Origin of the sequence: Streptomyces sp. 4F14 (genome assembly GCF_048159485.1) — a bacterium.
In the GTDB taxonomy this organism is placed as follows: Bacteria; Actinomycetota; Actinomycetes; order Streptomycetales; family Streptomycetaceae; genus Streptomyces.
The window spans coordinates 24,133-41,348 of record NZ_JBLRVY010000026.1; the positions used below are offsets into that span (position 1 = coordinate 24,133).

The 17,216-nt window shown below is 71.2% G+C and carries 11 protein-coding genes; all 11 read left to right on the top strand.

Annotation, left to right across the window (positions count from 1 at the left end; translation table 11 throughout):
- The first annotated feature begins 138 nt into the window (after positions 1-138).
- The 11 genes from mrdA to rpmA all read left to right on the top strand — a co-directional run bounded on the left by mrdA (position 139) and on the right by rpmA (position 17,190).
- Entirely contained in the window at positions 139-2,553 is a 2,415-nt protein-coding gene (mrdA, locus tag ACLZOT_RS35555) for a penicillin-binding protein 2 (RefSeq protein WP_416973274.1), read from the top strand.
- Positions 2,550-3,746, top strand: a complete 1,197-nt coding sequence (rodA, locus tag ACLZOT_RS35560; RefSeq protein ID WP_416973275.1) for a rod shape-determining protein RodA — start codon at positions 2,550-2,552, stop codon at positions 3,744-3,746. The genes mrdA and rodA overlap by 4 nt, the downstream gene beginning before the upstream one ends.
- Positions 3,747-3,831: 85 nt before the next feature.
- Positions 3,832-5,595 (top strand): CHAD domain-containing protein, encoded by a 1,764-nt coding sequence (locus ACLZOT_RS35565; protein WP_416973276.1) that lies wholly within the window; start codon positions 3,832-3,834, stop codon positions 5,593-5,595.
- A gap of 120 nt (positions 5,596-5,715) precedes the next feature.
- Positions 5,716-7,644 carry a TIGR03960 family B12-binding radical SAM protein gene (locus ACLZOT_RS35570; RefSeq protein WP_416973277.1) on the top strand — a complete coding sequence of 643 codons (1,929 nt, stop codon included), beginning with the start codon at positions 5,716-5,718 and terminating at the stop codon, positions 7,642-7,644.
- Positions 7,645-7,740: 96 nt separating this feature from the next.
- Complete coding sequence (locus tag ACLZOT_RS35575; protein WP_416973278.1) at positions 7,741-9,750, top strand: restriction endonuclease; 2,010 nt, start codon at positions 7,741-7,743, stop codon at positions 9,748-9,750.
- 9 nt (positions 9,751-9,759) lie between these two features.
- Complete coding sequence (locus ACLZOT_RS35580) at positions 9,760-10,221, top strand: GNAT family N-acetyltransferase (RefSeq protein ID WP_416973279.1); 462 nt, start codon at positions 9,760-9,762, stop codon at positions 10,219-10,221.
- Between the two features lie 51 nt (positions 10,222-10,272).
- Positions 10,273-11,337, top strand: coding sequence for a hypothetical protein (locus tag ACLZOT_RS35585; RefSeq protein WP_416973280.1), 1,065 nt, complete (start codon positions 10,273-10,275; stop codon positions 11,335-11,337).
- 47 nt (positions 11,338-11,384) lie between these two features.
- Complete coding sequence (locus tag ACLZOT_RS35590) at positions 11,385-12,146, top strand: TIGR03936 family radical SAM-associated protein (RefSeq protein ID WP_416973281.1); 762 nt, start codon at positions 11,385-11,387, stop codon at positions 12,144-12,146.
- Between the two features lie 281 nt (positions 12,147-12,427).
- A complete protein-coding gene (locus ACLZOT_RS35595) occupies positions 12,428-16,231 on the top strand; it encodes an Rne/Rng family ribonuclease (protein WP_416973282.1) in 3,804 nt (1,267 codons plus the stop codon).
- A 369-nt stretch (positions 16,232-16,600) separates the two neighbouring features.
- The gene (gene rplU / locus ACLZOT_RS35600; RefSeq protein WP_055721489.1) at positions 16,601-16,921 is read left to right on the top strand and encodes a 50S ribosomal protein L21; all 321 of its coding nucleotides are present in this window, start codon (positions 16,601-16,603) and stop codon (positions 16,919-16,921) included.
- Positions 16,922-16,935: 14 nt separating this feature from the next.
- Positions 16,936-17,190, top strand: a complete 255-nt coding sequence (gene rpmA, locus ACLZOT_RS35605) for a 50S ribosomal protein L27 (protein ID WP_040253648.1) — start codon at positions 16,936-16,938, stop codon at positions 17,188-17,190.
- Positions 17,191-17,216: the final 26 nt, after the last annotated feature.

The window sequence follows — 17,216 nt, forward strand, 5'->3', positions numbered from 1 at the left end:
GGCGCGGAATTCACCCGCAGGGGTGAACGGTGGCGGAACGCGGGCCGGGGGCCCGGCCGTTCATGAAGCGTACGGACATTCGATTCATCGCGTGACATCGCGGGGCACGCCGCTTCGGCGCAGCGAAAGGGGGAGGCAGTGACGAACATCCCGGAGACCGGGCGGACACCAAGGGTGCAGACGCGGCTCGTGGTGATCCAGATCCTCGTCCTCTCCCTGCTCGCGACCCTCGGCGGACGCCTGTGGTACCTCCAGATCCGGGAGGGCGACGAGTACGCGAAGGAGGCGTCCGGCAACCACGTCCAGCAGGTCGTCCAGCCCGCCGTGCGCGGCTCGATCCTGGACGCGCGGGGCGTCCCCCTCGCCGACAACGAGACCCGGCTCGTGGTCTCCGCGTCGCGCACGGACCTGCTCAAGCAGAAGGACGACGGCAAGGCGGTCCTCGCCAAGCTCGCGGGCGTGCTCGGCATGACGCCCGAGGAGGTCCAGCAGAAGGTCCGCCTCTGCGACGCCCAGACCCCCCAGCCCTGCTGGAACGGCTCGCCCTACCAGCCCATCCCGATCACCGACGAGGCCACCGCCAAGCAGGCCCTCCAGATCCGCGAGCGCGCCGAGGACTTCCCCGGCATCACCGCCGAGCCCGAGGCGGTCCGCCGCTACCCGGCCCCCGGCAAGTCCAACACCGCCCAGGTCCTCGGCTACCTCTCCCCGGTCACGGACGACGAGATCCAGCAGGCCAAGGACAGCGACTCGCCCTACCTGCGCTCCGACCAGGTCGGCCGCTCGGGCCTGGAGCGCGAGTACGACAAGGAACTGCGCGGCAAGGCGGGCGTCACGCGCTACGAGGTCGACAACCTCGGCCGCGTCATCGGCCAGGCCGAGGCGACCCCGGCCCAGCCCGGCGCCAACCTCGTCACCAGCATCGACGCCCGCGTGCAGCGCGTCGCGGAGTACGAGCTGAACGACGCGATGAAGGAAGCCCGCAAGCAGTGGGACCGCAACACCAATGAGAGGTACAAGGCGGACTCCGGCGCCGTCGTCGTGATGGAGGCCAAGACCGGCCGCATCGTCGCCATGGCCTCCAACCCGACGTACGACCCGAACGCGTGGGTCGGCGGCATCTCCGCCAAGGACTACCAGGCCCTCACCGGCAAGAACTCCAACTACCCGCTGCTGAACCGGGCCATACAGGGTCAGTCCGCGCCGGGTTCGACGTTCAAGGTGATCTCCACGGCCGCCGCCGTGGAAGCCGGGTACGACTTCGACGGGCGCTACCCCTGCACGAGCTCGTACTCGGTCGGCGGGCAGGTCTTCAAGAACTTCGAGTCGGAGAACTTCGGCCCGATCAGCCTCGGCCGCGCCCTCGAAGTCTCCTGCGACACCGTCTTCTACGGCCTCGCGCACCGCGAATGGCAGAAGGACGGCGGCATCAAGCCGAAGAAGAACCCCGGCGACTACTTCTTCAAGGCCGCCCACCAGTTCGGCCTCGGCAAGGAGACCGGCATCGACCTGCCGAACGAGGTCACCGGCCGCGTCCCCGACCGCCAGTGGAAGCAGAGCTACTGGAAGGCCAACAAGGACGCCTGGTGCAAGCAGGGCAAGAAGGGCGGCACGTACGTCGAGCAGATCGCGTACGAGAACTGCCTCGAAGGCAACCAGATGCGCGCCGGTGACGAGATCAACTACTCCATCGGCCAGGGCGACACCCTCGTCACGCCGATCCAGATGGCGACGATCTACGCGGCCATCTCCAACGGCGGCACCCTGTGGAACCCGACCGTGGGCAAGGCCGTCATCAGCCCCGACGGCAGGACGACCACCGAGATCAAGCCCAAGGCCCACGGCAAGCTGCCCATAAGCCAGGCCACGCTCAGCTCCATGGACGAGGCCCTCGCCGGCGTCGCCACCCGAGGCACCGCCGCCTGGCGCTTCGCCCAGGTCGGCTGGCCCCAGGCGAAGATCCCGATGCACGCGAAGACGGGTACCGCCGAGGTCTACGGCAAGCAGACGACGTCCTGGTTCGCGACGTACACCAAGGACTACGCGATCGTCATGACGATGTCCCAGGGCGGCACCGGCTCCGGCGCCTCCGGCCCGGCTGTCCGCAACATCTACGACGCCCTGTACGGCGTCTCCGACGACGGCACGATCACCCCCAAGAACGCCCTCCTCCCGACCCCGCAGAAAACCCTCCCCAAGGTCCAGACGGACGGCACCATCACCTCCCCGAAGGTCCCCAAGGACCCGGCGAAGGACCAGCGGGCGAGCCAGACGGAGGCTCCGAAGCAGGACGGCACGCTCCCGCCGGGAACGACACCGACGAACACGGGGGGCAACCAGGACACGCGGCGGAAGTCGAGGCGTCGCCGGAAAACGGGCCCGGGTTCTGACGCACCCAGGGGCAACGCTGTCAAGGGGCGCGGGGCTGTGTCTATCAGCGGCTCCGCCGCGGGGCGCGACCAGCCACAACGGCGCCACACCCGCCGAACGACGAACCGTGGGACTCACGGCCTGCGGTCCTTCCTCCGCCACCTGAGGAGGACAGCCAAATGACCGGCAACACCTTCTCGGTCTCGGGCTACGGCCCAGACCGCGCAGGCTGGACCAGACTCTTCGCGAGAGACTCGCTCGCAAGGCGCCTCGACTGGCCGATACTGCTCTCCGCCCTCGCCCTCTCCTTCATCGGCTCCGTCCTGGTCTTCTCAGCGACGCGAAACCGCACGGAGATCAACCAGGGCGACCAGTACTACTTCCTGATCCGCCACCTCATGAACACCGGCATCGGCTTCGCGCTGATGATCGGCACGGTCTGGCTCGGCCACCGCACCCTGCGCAACGCGGTCCCGATCCTGTACGGCCTCTCCGTGTTCGGCATCCTCCTCGTCCTGACCCCCCTGGGCTCGACGGTGAACGGCGCCCACTCCTGGATCGTGCTCGGCGGCGGCTTCTCCCTCCAGCCCTCGGAGTTCGTGAAGATCACGATCATCCTCGGCATGGCGATGCTGCTCGCGGCGAGGGTGGACGCGGGAGACAAGCCGTACCCCGACCACCGCACGGTCCTCCAGGCCCTGGGCCTCGCCTCCGTACCGATGCTGGTCGTCATGCTGATGCCGGACCTCGGCTCGGTCATGGTGATGGTGATGATCGTGCTCGGCGTCCTGCTCGCCTCCGGCGCCTCCAACCGCTGGATCTTCGGCCTCCTCGGCGCGGGCGCCACCGGCGCGCTCGCGGTGTGGCAGCTCGGGATCCTCGACGAGTACCAGATCGCCCGGTTCGCCGCGTTCGCCAACCCCGAGCTGGACCCGGCGGGCGTCGGCTACAACACGAACCAGGCGCGGATCGCGATCGGCTCCGGCGGCCTCACCGGCTCGGGCCTGTTCCACGGCTCGCAGACGACCGGCCAGTTCGTCCCCGAGCAGCAGACGGACTTCGTCTTCACGGTCGCCGGCGAGGAGCTGGGCTTCGTCGGCGCCGGCCTGATCGTCCTCCTCCTCGGCGTCGTCCTGTGGCGGGCCTGCAAGATCGCCCGCGAGACGACCGAGCTGTACGGCACGATCGTCGCGGCCGGGATCGTCGCCTGGTTCGCCTTCCAGGCGTTCGAGAACATCGGCATGACCCTCGGCATCATGCCGGTCACCGGCCTGCCGCTCCCGTTCGTGTCCTACGGAGGGTCGTCGATGTTCGCGGTCTGGGTGGCGATCGGCCTGCTCCAGTCCATCAAGGTCCAGAGACCGATGTCGGCGTGATCTCCGTGGTTATCTGCGCGTTCGCCGTGAATTCACGCTTCATTTCCCTCTGCCGCTTTGGCCCGACTGCCACTAGATTCGGTCTATGGCGGAGACGAAACGCGAGATCGAACGCAAGTACGAATCCGACGAGAGCGGGCTTCCCGATCTGACCGGCGTCGCCGGGATCGAAGCGGTGCTGGACAAGGGCCTGGCGGAGCTGGACGCCACGTACTACGACACCGCCGACGGGCGGCTGGCGGCGGCTTCGATCACCCTGCGGCGGCGGACCGGCGGATCGGACGCCGGATGGCATCTGAAGTTCCCGGTGAGCCCGGGCGTCCGGGACGAGGTGCGTGCACCCCTCTCACCGACCCTGCCCCGCGCGCTCGCCGGGCTGGTCAGGTCGAGGGTGCGGGACACCGAACTCGTACCGGTCGTGAGACTGCGGTCCGCGCGGGACGTACGGGAACTGGTCGACGGCGAGGGGCGGCTCCTCGCCGAGGTCAGTGTGGACGCGGTGCGCGCGGAGCGGCTGAGCGGCGGGACGGGTGCCGTCCAGTGGTCGGAGATCGAGGTGGAACTCGCCGACGGCGCCGACCCGGCCCTCCTCGACCAGGTCGAGAAACGCCTCCGCAAGGCGGGCGTACGCCGCTCGAAGTCGGTGTCGAAACTGGCCCGCGCCCTGGCGGAGACGGCGCCGAGAACCGAGACCGCGGTGCGGGCCGACGGGGGCAAGGAGGGCAAGGGCAAGCCCGAGAAGGCGGAGGCTTCCGGAAAGGCGGACACGAAGGGGAAGGCAGGGAAGCCGGGGAAGCCGGACGGGAAGGGGAAGCCCGGGAAGCCGGGGAAGCCGGACGCGAAGGGGAAGCCCGGGAAGCCGGGGAAGACCGCCACCGGCACCTTCCGCACAGCCAAGACGCCGAGCGCCCCCGCCACCCCCCGCACCGCCGAACCCCCCGCCCTCCACCTCACCCCCAACCCCACTCCCGCCCCCGACACCGCCGCCGACCACGTCCTCGCCTACCTCCGTGCCCAGCGGGACGCCATCGTCGCCCTCGACCCCGCCGTCCGCCAGGACGAGTACGACTCCGTGCACAGGATGCGCGTCGCCACCCGCCGTACCCGCAGCGCGTTCCGCTCCTTCGGCAAGGTCCTGGACCGCGAGGTCACCGACCCGATCGGCGACGAACTCAAGTGGCTCGCGGGCGAACTCGGCGTCGACCGCGACCGCGAGGTCCTCACCGACCGCGTCACGGCGGGCCTCGACGCCCTCCCGCGCCACCTGGTCGTCGGCCCCGTCCGCACCCGCGTCCGTACCTGGTCGCACGCCCGCCGGGGCGGTTCACGCAGGCGCCTGATCGCCGTACTGGACGGAAAGCGGTACCTGGCGCTGCTCGACCGGCTCGACGCGCTGGTCGCGGCGCCCCCGCTCGCGAAGAAGGCGGGCGGGAAGCCGGAGAAGGTGATCGCGAAAGCCGTCCGCAAGGACTTCGCGAAGGTCGCGGCCCTCGTCGAGGAGGCCCTCGCGCAGCCGTCGTCGGGACCGGAGCGGGACCTCGCGCTGCACGAGGCCCGCAAGAAGGCGAAGCGGACCAGGTACTCGGCGGAGGCCGCGGAACCGGCGCTCGGCACCCCCGCGACCGCGATGGTGAAGACCGCCAAGTCCCTCCAGAACCTCCTGGGCGACCACCAGGACAGCGTCATGGCCCGCGAGGCCCTCAGGGACATCGCGGCCCAGGCCCACGCGGCGGGCGAGAACGGCTTCACGTACGGCGTGCTGTACGGCAGGGAGGAGCGGCAGTCCGCGGCGGACGAGGCGGAGCTGCCGGGCCTGTGGGCGGAGGTGAAGGACGGGACGGGGATCTGAGAGGGAGGCGCGTGACTGTCGGGTCTCCGTGGACGCGGGGGGAGTGGCTCGCTGTGCAAAGGGGTGGCCTCGGCCGCGTTAGGCTAAATGGTCACCCCTATCAGCCCAAGAAGGTTCGCGATGTCTGTCGAGTCGGTGTTCCCGCAGCTCGAAGCCTTGCTCCCGCATGTGCAGAAGCCGATCCAGTATGTCGGCGGCGAGCTCAATTCCACGGTCAAAGAGTGGGACGACACTGACGTCCGCTGGGCCCTCATGTACCCCGACGCCTACGAGGTCGGACTCCCCAACCAGGGCGTCATGATCCTCTACGAGGTGCTGAACGAACGGGACGGCGTCCTCGCCGAGCGCACGTACAGCGTGTGGCCCGACCTGGAGGCGCTGATGCGGGAGCACGGCGTCCCGCAGTTCACGGTGGACTCGCACCGCCCGGTGAAGGCGTTCGACGTGTTCGGCCTGTCCTTCTCCACGGAGCTGGGCTACACGAACATGCTCGCGGCCCTCGACCTCGCGGGCATCCCGCTGGAGGCGAAGGACCGCGGCCTCGACGACCCGATCGTCCTCGCGGGCGGGCACGCCGCGTTCAACCCCGAGCCGATCGCCGACTTCATCGACGCGGCGGTCATCGGGGACGGCGAGCAGGCGGTCCTCGACATCACGGACATCGTCCGCCAGTGGAAGGCGGAGGGGCGCCCCGGAGGCCGGGAAGAGGTGCTGTTCCGCCTCTCGAAGACCGGCAACGTCTACATCCCCCGCTTCTACGACGTCGAGTACCTCGCGGACGGCCGGATCGCCCGCGTCGTACCCAACCGCAGCGGCGTCCCGTGGCGCGTGTCGAAGCACACCGTCATGGACCTCGACGAGTGGCCCTACCCGAAGCAGCCGCTCGTGCCGCTCGCGGAGACCGTCCACGAGCGGATGTCCGTCGAGATCTTCCGCGGCTGCACCCGCGGCTGCCGCTTCTGCCAGGCCGGCATGATCACGCGCCCCGTGCGGGAGCGGTCGATCACCGGCATCGGCGAGATGGTCGACAAGGGCCTCAAGGCGACCGGCTTCGAGGAGGTCGGCCTGCTCTCCCTGTCCTCCGCCGACCACAGCGAGATCGGCGAGATCGCCAAGGGCCTCGCCGACCGCTACACCGAGGACAAGATCGGCCTCTCCCTGCCCTCGACCCGCGTGGACGCCTTCAACGTCGACCTCGCGAACGAGCTGACCCGCAACGGCCGCCGCTCCGGCCTCACCTTCGCCCCCGAGGGCGGCTCCGAGCGCATGCGCAAGGTCATCAACAAGATGGTCTCGGAGGACGACCTGATCCGTACGGTCGCCACCGCGTACGGCAACGGCTGGCGCCAGGTCAAGCTGTACTTCATGTGCGGCCTGCCCACCGAGACCGACGACGACGTCCTCCAGATCGCCGACATGGCCGCGAACGTCATCGCCAAGGGCCGCGAGGTCTCCGGCGCGGGCGACATCCGCTGCACCGTCTCCATCGGCGGCTTCGTCCCCAAGCCCCACACCCCCTTCCAGTGGGCCCCGCAGCTCTCCGCCGAGGAGACCGACGCGCGCCTGGAGAAGCTCCGCGACAAGATCCGCGGCGACAAGAAGTACGGCCGCTCCATCGGCTTCCGCTACCACGACGGCAAGCCCGGCATCGTCGAGGGCCTCCTCTCCCGCGGCGACCGCCGCATCGGCTCGGTCATCCGCGCCGTCTACGAGGACGGCGGCCGCTTCGACGGCTGGCGCGAGCACTTCTCCTACGACCGCTGGATGGCCTGCGCGGACAAGTCCCTCGCCGCCTTCGGCCTCGACGTCGCCTGGTACACCACCCGCGAACGCACCTACGAGGAAGTCCTCCCCTGGGACCACCTCGACTCCGGCCTCGACAAGGACTGGCTCTGGGAGGACTGGCAGGACGCCCTCGACGAGACAGAGGTCGAGGACTGCCGGTGGACGCCGTGCTTCGACTGCGGGGTGTGTCCCGCGATGGACACCCACATCCAAGTGGGGCCCACGGGCAAGAAGTTGCTCCCGCTGAGCGTGGTCAACAAGTAGCGAGCCGCTTACCGGGCCCTTCCCTTCGGGGGAGGGCTCGTTGGCATGATCGCTGGATAGAGTCGTCCTGTCACACAGGGGGAGGGGCTCCGTCCGATGAGTCGTCGCAGGTCCGGGATGGTCGGCGTCTGGGCCGAGATGCGGCGTGAGCAGCAGCGCCAGGCGCAGGCCGCCGCCCGGCAGGCCAGGGAGCGGGAGCGGCAGGCGCGCGCGTACGAGCGGCAGGCCGCGCAGGACCACAAGGCCGAGGCCGCGCGGCGGACCGCCGAGCTGGAGGCACGGGTGGCCGTGCTCCAGGGGCTGTTGGCGGCCGGGTGCCGGGCGCCGGCGTTCCGCCCGGACACGCTGCTGCGGACGGAACAGGTGCCGCCCTTCGACCCCGGTGCCCTGGCCCGGCCGGTGCTCATGCCGGACCCCGGCCAGTTCCCCGCGCACGGCGGCGGCTGGACGGCCAACGGCCGCGCCCAGGCCCAGGCCGAGGCCCGCGCCCGCTTCGAGCAGGCGTGGTACGCGGCCCAGGCCGCCGAGGCCCAGCGCCTGGAGCAACTCGCCGCGCGGCAACGGCAGTACGAGCAGTGGGCCGAGGGCGTGCGGACCGAGGTACGGCGCCACAACGCGGGCGTCGCCGAGGCGGCCCGCGGCGTCGAACGCGGCGAACCCGACGCCGTCGTCGAGTACTTCACCGCCGCGCTGTACGCCTCGGCGTCCTGGCCGGAGCACTTCCCCCGCCAACTCTCCGCCGCCTACGACCAGTCGGCACGCCAACTCGTCCTGGACTGGGAACTCCCCGGCCACGGCGTCGTCCCCGAGGCGAAGTCGGTGCGCTGGTCGCCGGGCGAGAACCAGTACCGGGAGAGCGCCCGCCCCGCGATCCAGCGCCGGGCGCTGTACCGGGAGACGCTGGCGCAGTCCGCGCTGCTCGTCCTGCACGAGCTGTACGCCGCCGACAACAGTGGCGTGCTGGAGTCCGTCGTCCTCAACGGCTTCGCCGACGAACCCGACCCCGCGACCGGCCTGCGCGCCCGGCACATCCTGGTCACCGTCCTCGCCCGGCGCTCCTCCTTCGTCCACCTGAACCTCGCGCAGGTCGACGCGGTCAGCTGCCTCACGGACGGCCTGCGCGGCCAACTCTCCGCCCGCCCCGACCAGTTGACGGCCGTACGCCCGGACCGCCGCCCCCAGGACGTCGGCAACCGCGTCGTCACCCACCGGGACGACGACGATCCCGACCTCTACGCGATGGACCCGATCGCCTTCGAGGAACTCGTCGCGGAGTTGCTCCGGGCGATGGGGATGGAGGCGGTGACCACACAGCGGTCGGGAGACGGAGGGGTGGACGTCGTCGCGAGTGACGCGGCCATGATCCGTGGCGCGAAGATCGTCGTGCAGGTCAAGCGGTACCGCAACACCGTGCCGCCCTCGGCGGTTCGGGATCTGTTCGGCACAGTGCAGTCCGAAGGCGCCAACAAGGGTGTCCTGGTGACGACGTCGTCGTTCGGTCCCGGCTCGCACGACTTCGCGGCCCGCAAGCCCCTGGAGCTGATCTCCGGCCCCGAACTCGTCGACCTCCTCCACCGCCACGGCCTGCGCGGACGCCTGGGGGACGGCACCCCGCCGGACGACGATCACAACGTCCTCGGCATGTCCTGGTCCGGCACGGTCGCGCTCGACGTGTGCGCGCTGGTCTGCCGGGGCGGCCGGGTCCTCGGCGACGACCACTTCGTCTTCTTCAACAACCCGGCGACACCGGACGGTTCGGTACGGGCCCTGCCGCCGGCCGCGCCGGACCGGGCCTCTCTGAGGGTCGCCTTCGACGCGCTCCCGGCGGCGGCCGACCGCCTCGTCCTGGTCGCCGCCGTCGACCCGGAGACCGACCCGCACGCGGACCTCGCCGGCTTCACCGACGCCCGTATCCGCCTCCTCGACGCCCGGTCGGCCGAACTCGGCGTCCTGGAGGTCTCCGACGGCCGCCCCGGCGAAACCGCCCTGGTCCTCGGCTCCTTCCGCCGCCGCGACACCGGCGACTGGGACTTCGTCCTCGGCGGCAAGGGCTACCGGGGCGGCCTGGAGGAACTGGTACGCGACTTCGGCCTCGACGTGGAATAGGGGAAGCCCATGCCGGACGAGATGGTCATCAGGGCCGCCGAGGAGCGGGACCTCGAAGCCGTCGCCGGGCTGCGGTGGCGGTGGTTCGAGGAGGACGGCAAGGCGGCCGTGGTGGGGCGAGAGGAGTTCGTGCGGGGGTTCGTGGGGTGGGCGAAGGAGAACGGGGAGTCGCACGGGTGCACCGTGGTGGTGCGCGGGGAACGGGTCGTCGGGATGGCCTGGGTGGCCCTCGTGCCGCGCGTGCCCACGCCCACCGCGCCGCAGCGCTTCTCGGGGGACGTCCAGTGCGTGTACGTGGTGCCGGAGGAACGCGGGGACGGCGTGGGCGGGCGGCTGCTCGAAGCCGTCGTCGAGCGGGCGCGGGAGATGGGGGCCGAGCGGCTGACCGTGCACTCCTCGGGGCGGGCCGTGTCCGCGTACGGGCGGGCCGGGTTTCGGGGGTCCGAGCGGCTGTTGCAGGTTCGATACTGAGGGCGGGGGTTTGGGCGCATCCCTGGTGGCTGGCGTAGCGTCTATGCCGTTATGGATCTGGAGAAGCAGGGGCGGGCGCCGGGGGCCGGGCGGGATGCCGAGGGGTGTCTCGTGGTGGCGATCCGGATTCCGGTGCGGATCGTGGTGCTGGTGCTCGTGGTGCCCGTGCGGGTGGTGTGGGACGGGCTCGTCGTGGTGGGGCGGGTGTTGAGGGACGCTGTGCTGCGGCCTGTGGGGCGGGGGCTGTTGTGGGTGGGGAAGGCGGTGTTCGTGTGGCCGGTGGTGGGGCTCTGGCGGTACGTCGTCGTGCCGGTGGGGACCGGGCTCGGCTGGCTGGGGCGGGTGCTGGTCGTGGTGCCTGCCGTGTGGCTCTACCGGAACGTGCTGGTCGCGCTCGGGCACGCCGTCCTGTGGGTGGCGGTACCGGTCGGGCGCGCGGCGATGTGGGTGTTGCGGGGGATCGGTACGGGGATCACCGCGCTCGGCGCCGGGCTCGCGTGGCTGACGCGGTATCTGGTCGCCGTGCCCGCCGGGTGGTTGTACACGTGGGTGCTCGCGCCGGTCGGCAAGGGGATCGGGTGGTGCGTGCACGGGGTGTGGCGCGGCGTCGTACTCCTCGCGACCGGCGTGTGGCTCGCCCTCTACTGGACGCTCCGGGTCCTGCTCGTGCTGCCCGTGGTGGCGCTGTGGCGGTGGGTGCTCGTGCCGGTGGGGCGGGTCCTCGGGGTGGTCGCACGGGAGGTGGGGGACGCGCTGGGGCACGCGTGGCGGGTCGTCGGCCGGATCTCGCTCGCCGTGTGGCGGTTCCTGGTGGGGGTGTTCCGGTGGGTGGTCGTGGAGCCGGTGCGGTGGGCGTACAGGACGGTGCTGACTCCCGTCGGCCATGTCGTCCGGGACGCTGTCCTGCGGCCCGCCGCCGAGGCCGTACGGAGCGTGGGCCGCGTCACCCGGCAGGTCCTCGCGTCCGCGCGGGAAACGGCCCGCCAGACCCGCGCCGACCTGCGCAGGGCACTGTTCGGGGCACCCCGGGAGAGGGAAGAGGTCGCTCGCCGGGAACCTGGGGGCGGCGAGGGACGTACTCTTGGTAGGAGTACGACCGCTCTCACTAAGGACTGACAACACTGGGTAAGCGACAGCCCGAAGGACCGCCGCCCGCGCCCGCGGTGCAGCGCATCCGACTGCGGTACACCAAGCGCGGTCGCCTTCGGTTCACCAGCCACCGTGACTTCCAGCGCGCCTTCGAGCGGGCGCTGCGCCGTGCCGAGGTGCCGATGGCGTACTCGGCGGGGTTCACACCGCACCCGAAGGTGTCGTACGCCAATGCCGCACCCACCGGCACGGGCAGTGAGGCGGAGTACCTGGAGATCGCGCTGACCTCGGCGCGGGACCCGCAGAGGCTGCGGGCGCTGCTCGACGAGTCGCTGCCGGACGGCCTCGACATCACCGACGCGGTCGAGGCCCGTACGTCGGGGCTCGCGGACCGGCTGACGGCTTCCGTGTGGGAGCTGCGGCTCGCCGGGGTGGAGCCGGGCGACGCCGAGAAGGCCGTGGTGGCGTTCAACGCCGCCGAGGTCGTCGAGGTCCAGCGGGCCACGAAGAACGGTCTCAGGAATTTCGACGCGCGCGCCGCTGTCGTACACCTGGAAACAACACAGAGTGAAACGGCTGATAGGCCGACCGACCAGCCCTGTGCGATACTGCGGCTGGTTGTTCGGCACGTGACGCCTGCCGTTCGACCCGACGACGTCCTGTCCGGTCTCCGCGCCGTGGCCGACCTGGCGCCGCCGGTCCCCGCAGCGGTGACCAGGCTGGCGCAGGGGCTGCTCGATGAAGAGACCGGCACGGTGACCGACCCGCTCGCGCCCGACCGCGAGGCAGCGGAGGCCCCCTCAACGGCCGAACCCACTGCCGCCGCGAAGGCGTAGGCAGAGGGAAGGTCCCGCGAAGGACGGACGTCGTAGCGCCGCCCTCGTACTCGGGAGCCACCTGGGTCGGGCAGCGCACCGACCACAAGACTTTCGCCAGGCCGTACGCAACATGGCGTGCGGAACCGGCGAGACAGGACACGGAAAGCTCCCGTGCGGCGCCCGCGCCCCGGCGGCGGTGAACGCGACTCGCGTACCCGCGGACGTCAGCGGTGACCGGCCCTCATGGCCGGCGCCGGACCAGGCGCGGCGCCCGGGAGCCTGACGGGAGAAACGCCCGCATGCTCGAACCGACCGACCCCATCGAGGGTTCCGACCAAAACACTCCCAGCGACACCCTGCCGCCGCGTCGTCGGCGCCGTGCCGCGTCCCGCCCGGCTGGCCCGCCCGCCGGTGCCGAGGGAGCTGCCGAGAACGTCTCGGCCATACAGGCCGACCAGGCCGACCAGACCGAACCGGCAGCCACACCGGCCGCCGCCGAGGAGCGGGCGGCCGACGCGCCGGTTGAGACCGCTCCGCGCGCCCGCCGCCGGGCCACCCGCAAGGCGTCCGCGCCGGCGGGGGCTCCGCAGGCCGCCGAAGAAGTGACCGCCCCCGTCGTGGCCGCACCCGTCGAGACGGCGCCCGCCCCGGCCACCGCTGTCGAGGAGACCGCCGACGAGGCTCCCGCCGCGCGTCCCGCGCGGCGTCGGGCGACCCGTAAGGCGACCGCGCCCGCCGGTGCGCCCAAGGCCGCCGAGGCCGTCGTCGAGACGCCGGAGCCGGTGGAGGCTCCCGCGCCCGTCGAGGCTCCCGCCGCCGTCGAGGTGCCGGTCGTCGAGGAGGCCGTCGCCGAGGAGACCGGCTCGCGCCGTCGCCGCCGTGTCACGCGCCGGGTCACCGCGCCCGCCGGGACGCCCGAGGGCGAGAGTGCCGAGCCGCCGGCTCCCGAGAAGGCGCAGGCCGAGGCGCCGGTCACGAAGGCTCGCCCGACCAGGGCCAAGGCGCCCGCCGAGGCTCCCGCACCCGTCGCGGAGACTCCCGAGGAGACCGGCACCCGCCGCTCCCGCCGCCGCGTCGTGAGCAAGGCCGCCGGTGGCTTCTCGGAACCCGCGCCCGCCGTGGACGAGTCGCCGAAGCGTGCCGCGCGGCCCGCCGTGGCCATGTTCCAGGCGCCGGTGTTCACCGAGCCGAAGTTCCAGTTCCAGACGCCGGAGCGGGCGGCGGCCGCGGCCGCCGCCGCCGAGGCGGAGGTCGAGGCCGAGGTCGTCGAAGAGGCGCCCGAGGACACCCTCGAAGAGGTCGTCGAGATCGTCGAGCCGGTCGTCGAGGAGCCCGCGGGCTCGCGGCGCCGCCGCCGTCGCCGGGGGGCCGCGCCCGCCGAGGACGTCGTCGAGCCGGTCGTGGAGCCCGAGCCCGTCGTCGACGCCGTCGAGGAGGAGCCGGACGACGAGGCCGAGGACGCCGTCGACGACGAGGCCGAGGAGACCGGGTCGCGCCGTCGCCGCCGTCGCGGTGGCCGCCGTCGTCGCCGGGGCGAGTCCGTCGAGGACGACGCCGCCGACGCCGAGGAACTGGCCGCCGAGCAGGCCGAGCAGGACGCCGAGGACAGCGCCGAGCAGGAGGAAGAGGACGCCGAGGACACGGCCGCCGGCTCCACCGCCGGGAGCCGTCGTAGGCGTCGTAGGCGTCGTCGGGCCGGGGACTCCGGGGCCGAGGCCGAGCACGGTGACGGGGATCCCGAGCGGACCGTCGTGAAGGTCCGGGAGCCGCGCAAGCAGGCCGAGCCGTCGGACGAGGTGCAGTCGATCAAGGGGTCGACGCGGCTCGAAGCCAAGAAGCAGCGCCGCCGTGAGGGGCGTGAGCAGGGGCGTCGCCGGGTTCCGATCATCACCGAGGCCGAGTTCCTCGCGCGCCGTGAGGCCGTCGAGCGGGTCATGGTCGTCCGGCAGAGCCACGAGCGGACGCAGATCGGGGTCCTGGAGGACGGGGTGCTCGTCGAGCACTACGTCAACAAGGAGCAGTCGACGTCGTACGTCGGCAACGTCTACCTCGGCAAGGTCCAGAACGTGCTGCCCTCCATGGAGGCCGCGTTCATCGACATCGGCAAGGGGCGCAACGCCGTCCTGTACGCCGGTGAGGTCAACTTCGAGGCGCTCGGGATGGCCAACGGCCCCCGGCGCATCGAGTCCGCGCTGAAGTCCGGGCAGTCCGTGCTGGTGCAGGTCACCAAGGACCCCATCGGGCACAAGGGCGCGCGTCTGACCAGCCAGGTCTCCCTGCCGGGGCGCTACCTCGTGTACGTCCCCGAGGGCTCCATGACCGGCATCAGCCGCAAGCTGCCCGACACCGAGCGGGCCCGCCTGAAGACGATCCTCAAGAAGATCGTCCCCGAGGACGCGGGCGTCATCGTCCGTACGGCCGCCGAGGGCGCCAGCGAGGACGAGCTGCGGCGTGACGTCGAGCGCCTCCAGGCGCAGTGGGAGGAGATCCGCCGGAACGCCAAGAGCGGGAACGCGCCCACGCTGCTGTACGGCGAGCCGGACATGACCGTCCGTGTCGTCCGCGACATCTTCAACGAGGACTTCTCCAAGGTCGTCGTCAGCGGTGACGAGGCGTGGCAGACGATCCACGGGTACGTCTCGCACGTCGCCCCCGATCTCGCCGGGCGGCTGTCGCGGTGGACGTCCGAGGTCGACGTCTTCGCGACGTACCGGATCGACGAGCAGCTCGCGAAGGCGCTGGACCGGAAGGTGTGGCTGCCGAGCGGGGGCTCGCTGGTCATCGACCGGACCGAGGCGATGGTCGTCGTCGACGTCAACACCGGGAAGTTCACCGGGCAGGGCGGGAACCTCGAAGAGACCGTCACGCGCAACAACCTGGAGGCGGCCGAGGAGATCGTCCGGCAGCTGCGGCTGCGGGACCTCGGCGGGATCATCGTCATCGACTTCATCGACATGGTCCTGGAGTCGAACCGGGATCTCGTGCTGCGGCGGCTGCTGGAGTGCCTCGGCCGGGACCGGACGAAGCACCAGGTCGCCGAGGTGACGTCGCTCGGGCTCGTGCAGATGACGCGTAAGCGGGTCGGGCAGGGGCTGCTGGAGTCGTTCTCCGAGACGTGCGTGCACTGCAACGGGCGGGGTGTGATCGTGCACCTCGACCAGCCGTCCGTCTCCGGCGGTGGCGGGAAGCGGAAGAAGCGGGGGCGGGGTGGGGATGAGCATCTCGCTCACGAGCACGCGGCTCACGAGCACGTCGTCGAGGACGTGACGCCGGCTGCCGCTGTCGAGGAGAGCGTGGAGGAGGTCGCCGCTGAGGTGGCTGCTCCTGTTTCGCTGCCCGCGCCCGAGTTCGAGCCCGATGAGGAGCTGTACAGCAGCGTGGCCGAGGCTGAGGCCGCGGCTACTCGTGGGCGGGGGCGGCGGCGGGCCAGCCGGCGGGTCTCCTCGCCGGGTGGGGCGCCTCGGAAGGAGGCGGTGGCTTCGGCTGCCGAGGTCGCCGCTGATCCGGTGGCTGTCGAGGATCCGGTTGCCGAGGTGCCGGTGGTCGTCGAGGAGCCTGTGGTCGTCGAGGCGCCGGTCGTCGTGGAGACGCCGGTTGTCGAGGAGCCTGTCGTCGAGGCGCGTCCGCGTCGGCGGGCCACGCGGAAGGCGTCCGCGCCTGCGGGGGCGCCGTCCGGGGCCGAGGCCGCTGTCGTGACGGTCGTCGAGACCGTGGCTCCTGTGACGGAGGTCGTCGTCGAGGCGCCGGTCGTCGAGGAGGTGGCTGCGGCTCCCGCTCGTCCGCGTCGGCGGGCTGTGCGGGAGGTCGCGGCGCCTACGTCCTCCGAAGAGGCGGCTGTCGTGGTCGTGCCGGTTGCCGCCGAGGAGGAGGCGCCGGCTCCCGCCAAGAAGACGGCGGCTCGGAAGACGGCGAAGAAGACGACCGCGAAGAAGGCGGCGGCTCCCGCCAAGAAGACCGCGGCGAAGAAGACGACCACGGCTGCGAAGAAGACCGCCGCGAAGAAGACGACGGCGAAGAAGGCGACGAAGGCTGCCGCCAAGAAGACGGCTGCGGCTGAGCAGGCCGCTTCTCCGTCGGTGTCGGCTGCGGCTGACGAGAGCTGAGTCGCGGGTTGAGCTGAGTGGCACTTCCTGCGGAGCGTGGTGCTTCGTAGGGGGTGCCGCTTTGTGTTGTGGGGCGGGTGCGGGTTCGTCGTGGCTGGTCGCGCCCCGCGGCGGAGCCGCTAATAGATGCAGCCCCGCGCCCCTTAGCGGCGTTGCCCAGCCGCCTGCTCAACAGTCACCCCGGCTCAGTTTGACCTGTCCGGGGGACACCTCGTAGCCTGGGGCGTCGGCGTGCTAATGGGTGCGTCACATCCCCGTAAACCTTTCTTCCTTCCGGGTGCGGTTCGTAGCCGGGAGAGGCTGGCTGTGTTTGCGACCGGTCGGCTGGACTGCGGGGGTGCCGATTCCGAGCGAGAGAGTGAGATCCGCGTGTACGCCATCGTGCGCAGCGGTGGTCGCCAGCACAAGGTTGCTGTCGGCGACATCGTTGAGGTTGACAAGATTTCCACTGCCAAGGTTGGCGACACGGTCGAGCTCTCGACCCTGCTCGTTGTCGACGGCGAGGCTGTCACCAGCGACCCGTGGGTGCTGGCCGGCATCAAGGTCCAGGCCGAGGTCGTGGACCACCACAAGGGTGTGAAGATCGACATCCTGCGCTACAAGAACAAGACCGGCTACCGCCGTCGCCAGGGTCACCGTCAGCAGTACACGGCGATCAAGGTCACGTCCATCCCGACGGCCGCGAAGTAAAGAGGGACTGAGCAATGGCACACAAGAAGGGCGCATCGTCCACCCGGAACGGTCGCGACTCCAATGCCCAGCGGCTCGGCGTGAAGCGCTTCGGCGGTCAGGTCGTCAACGCTGGTGAGATCCTGGTCCGTCAGCGCGGCACGCACTTCCACCCGGGTTCGGGTGTGGGTCGTGGCGGCGACGACACGCTGTTCGCGCTCCAGCCCGGTGCGGTGGAGTTCGGTACGTTCCGCGGCCGCAAGGTCGTGAACATCGTTCCGGTCGCCTGAACAGGCTGATTCGGAAGCTTTCGCGA

Bases quoted from the DNA above. Each gene is read 5' to 3' on its own strand.
- rpmA (WP_040253648.1), top strand. From the start codon at position 16,936: ATGGCACACAAGAAGGGCGCATCGTCCACCCGGAACGGTCGCGACTCC.
- ACLZOT_RS35575 (WP_416973278.1), top strand. From the start codon at position 7,741: ATGAGTCGTCGCAGGTCCGGGATGGTCGGCGTCTGGGCCGAGATGCGG.
- ACLZOT_RS35585 (WP_416973280.1), top strand. From the start codon at position 10,273: ATGGATCTGGAGAAGCAGGGGCGGGCGCCGGGGGCCGGGCGGGATGCC.
- ACLZOT_RS35595 (WP_416973282.1), top strand. From the start codon at position 12,428: ATGCTCGAACCGACCGACCCCATCGAGGGTTCCGACCAAAACACTCCC.
- rodA (WP_416973275.1), top strand. From the start codon at position 2,550: ATGACCGGCAACACCTTCTCGGTCTCGGGCTACGGCCCAGACCGCGCA.
- ACLZOT_RS35580 (WP_416973279.1), top strand. From the start codon at position 9,760: ATGCCGGACGAGATGGTCATCAGGGCCGCCGAGGAGCGGGACCTCGAA.
- ACLZOT_RS35565 (WP_416973276.1), top strand. From the start codon at position 3,832: ATGGCGGAGACGAAACGCGAGATCGAACGCAAGTACGAATCCGACGAG.
- ACLZOT_RS35570 (WP_416973277.1), top strand. From the start codon at position 5,716: ATGTCTGTCGAGTCGGTGTTCCCGCAGCTCGAAGCCTTGCTCCCGCAT.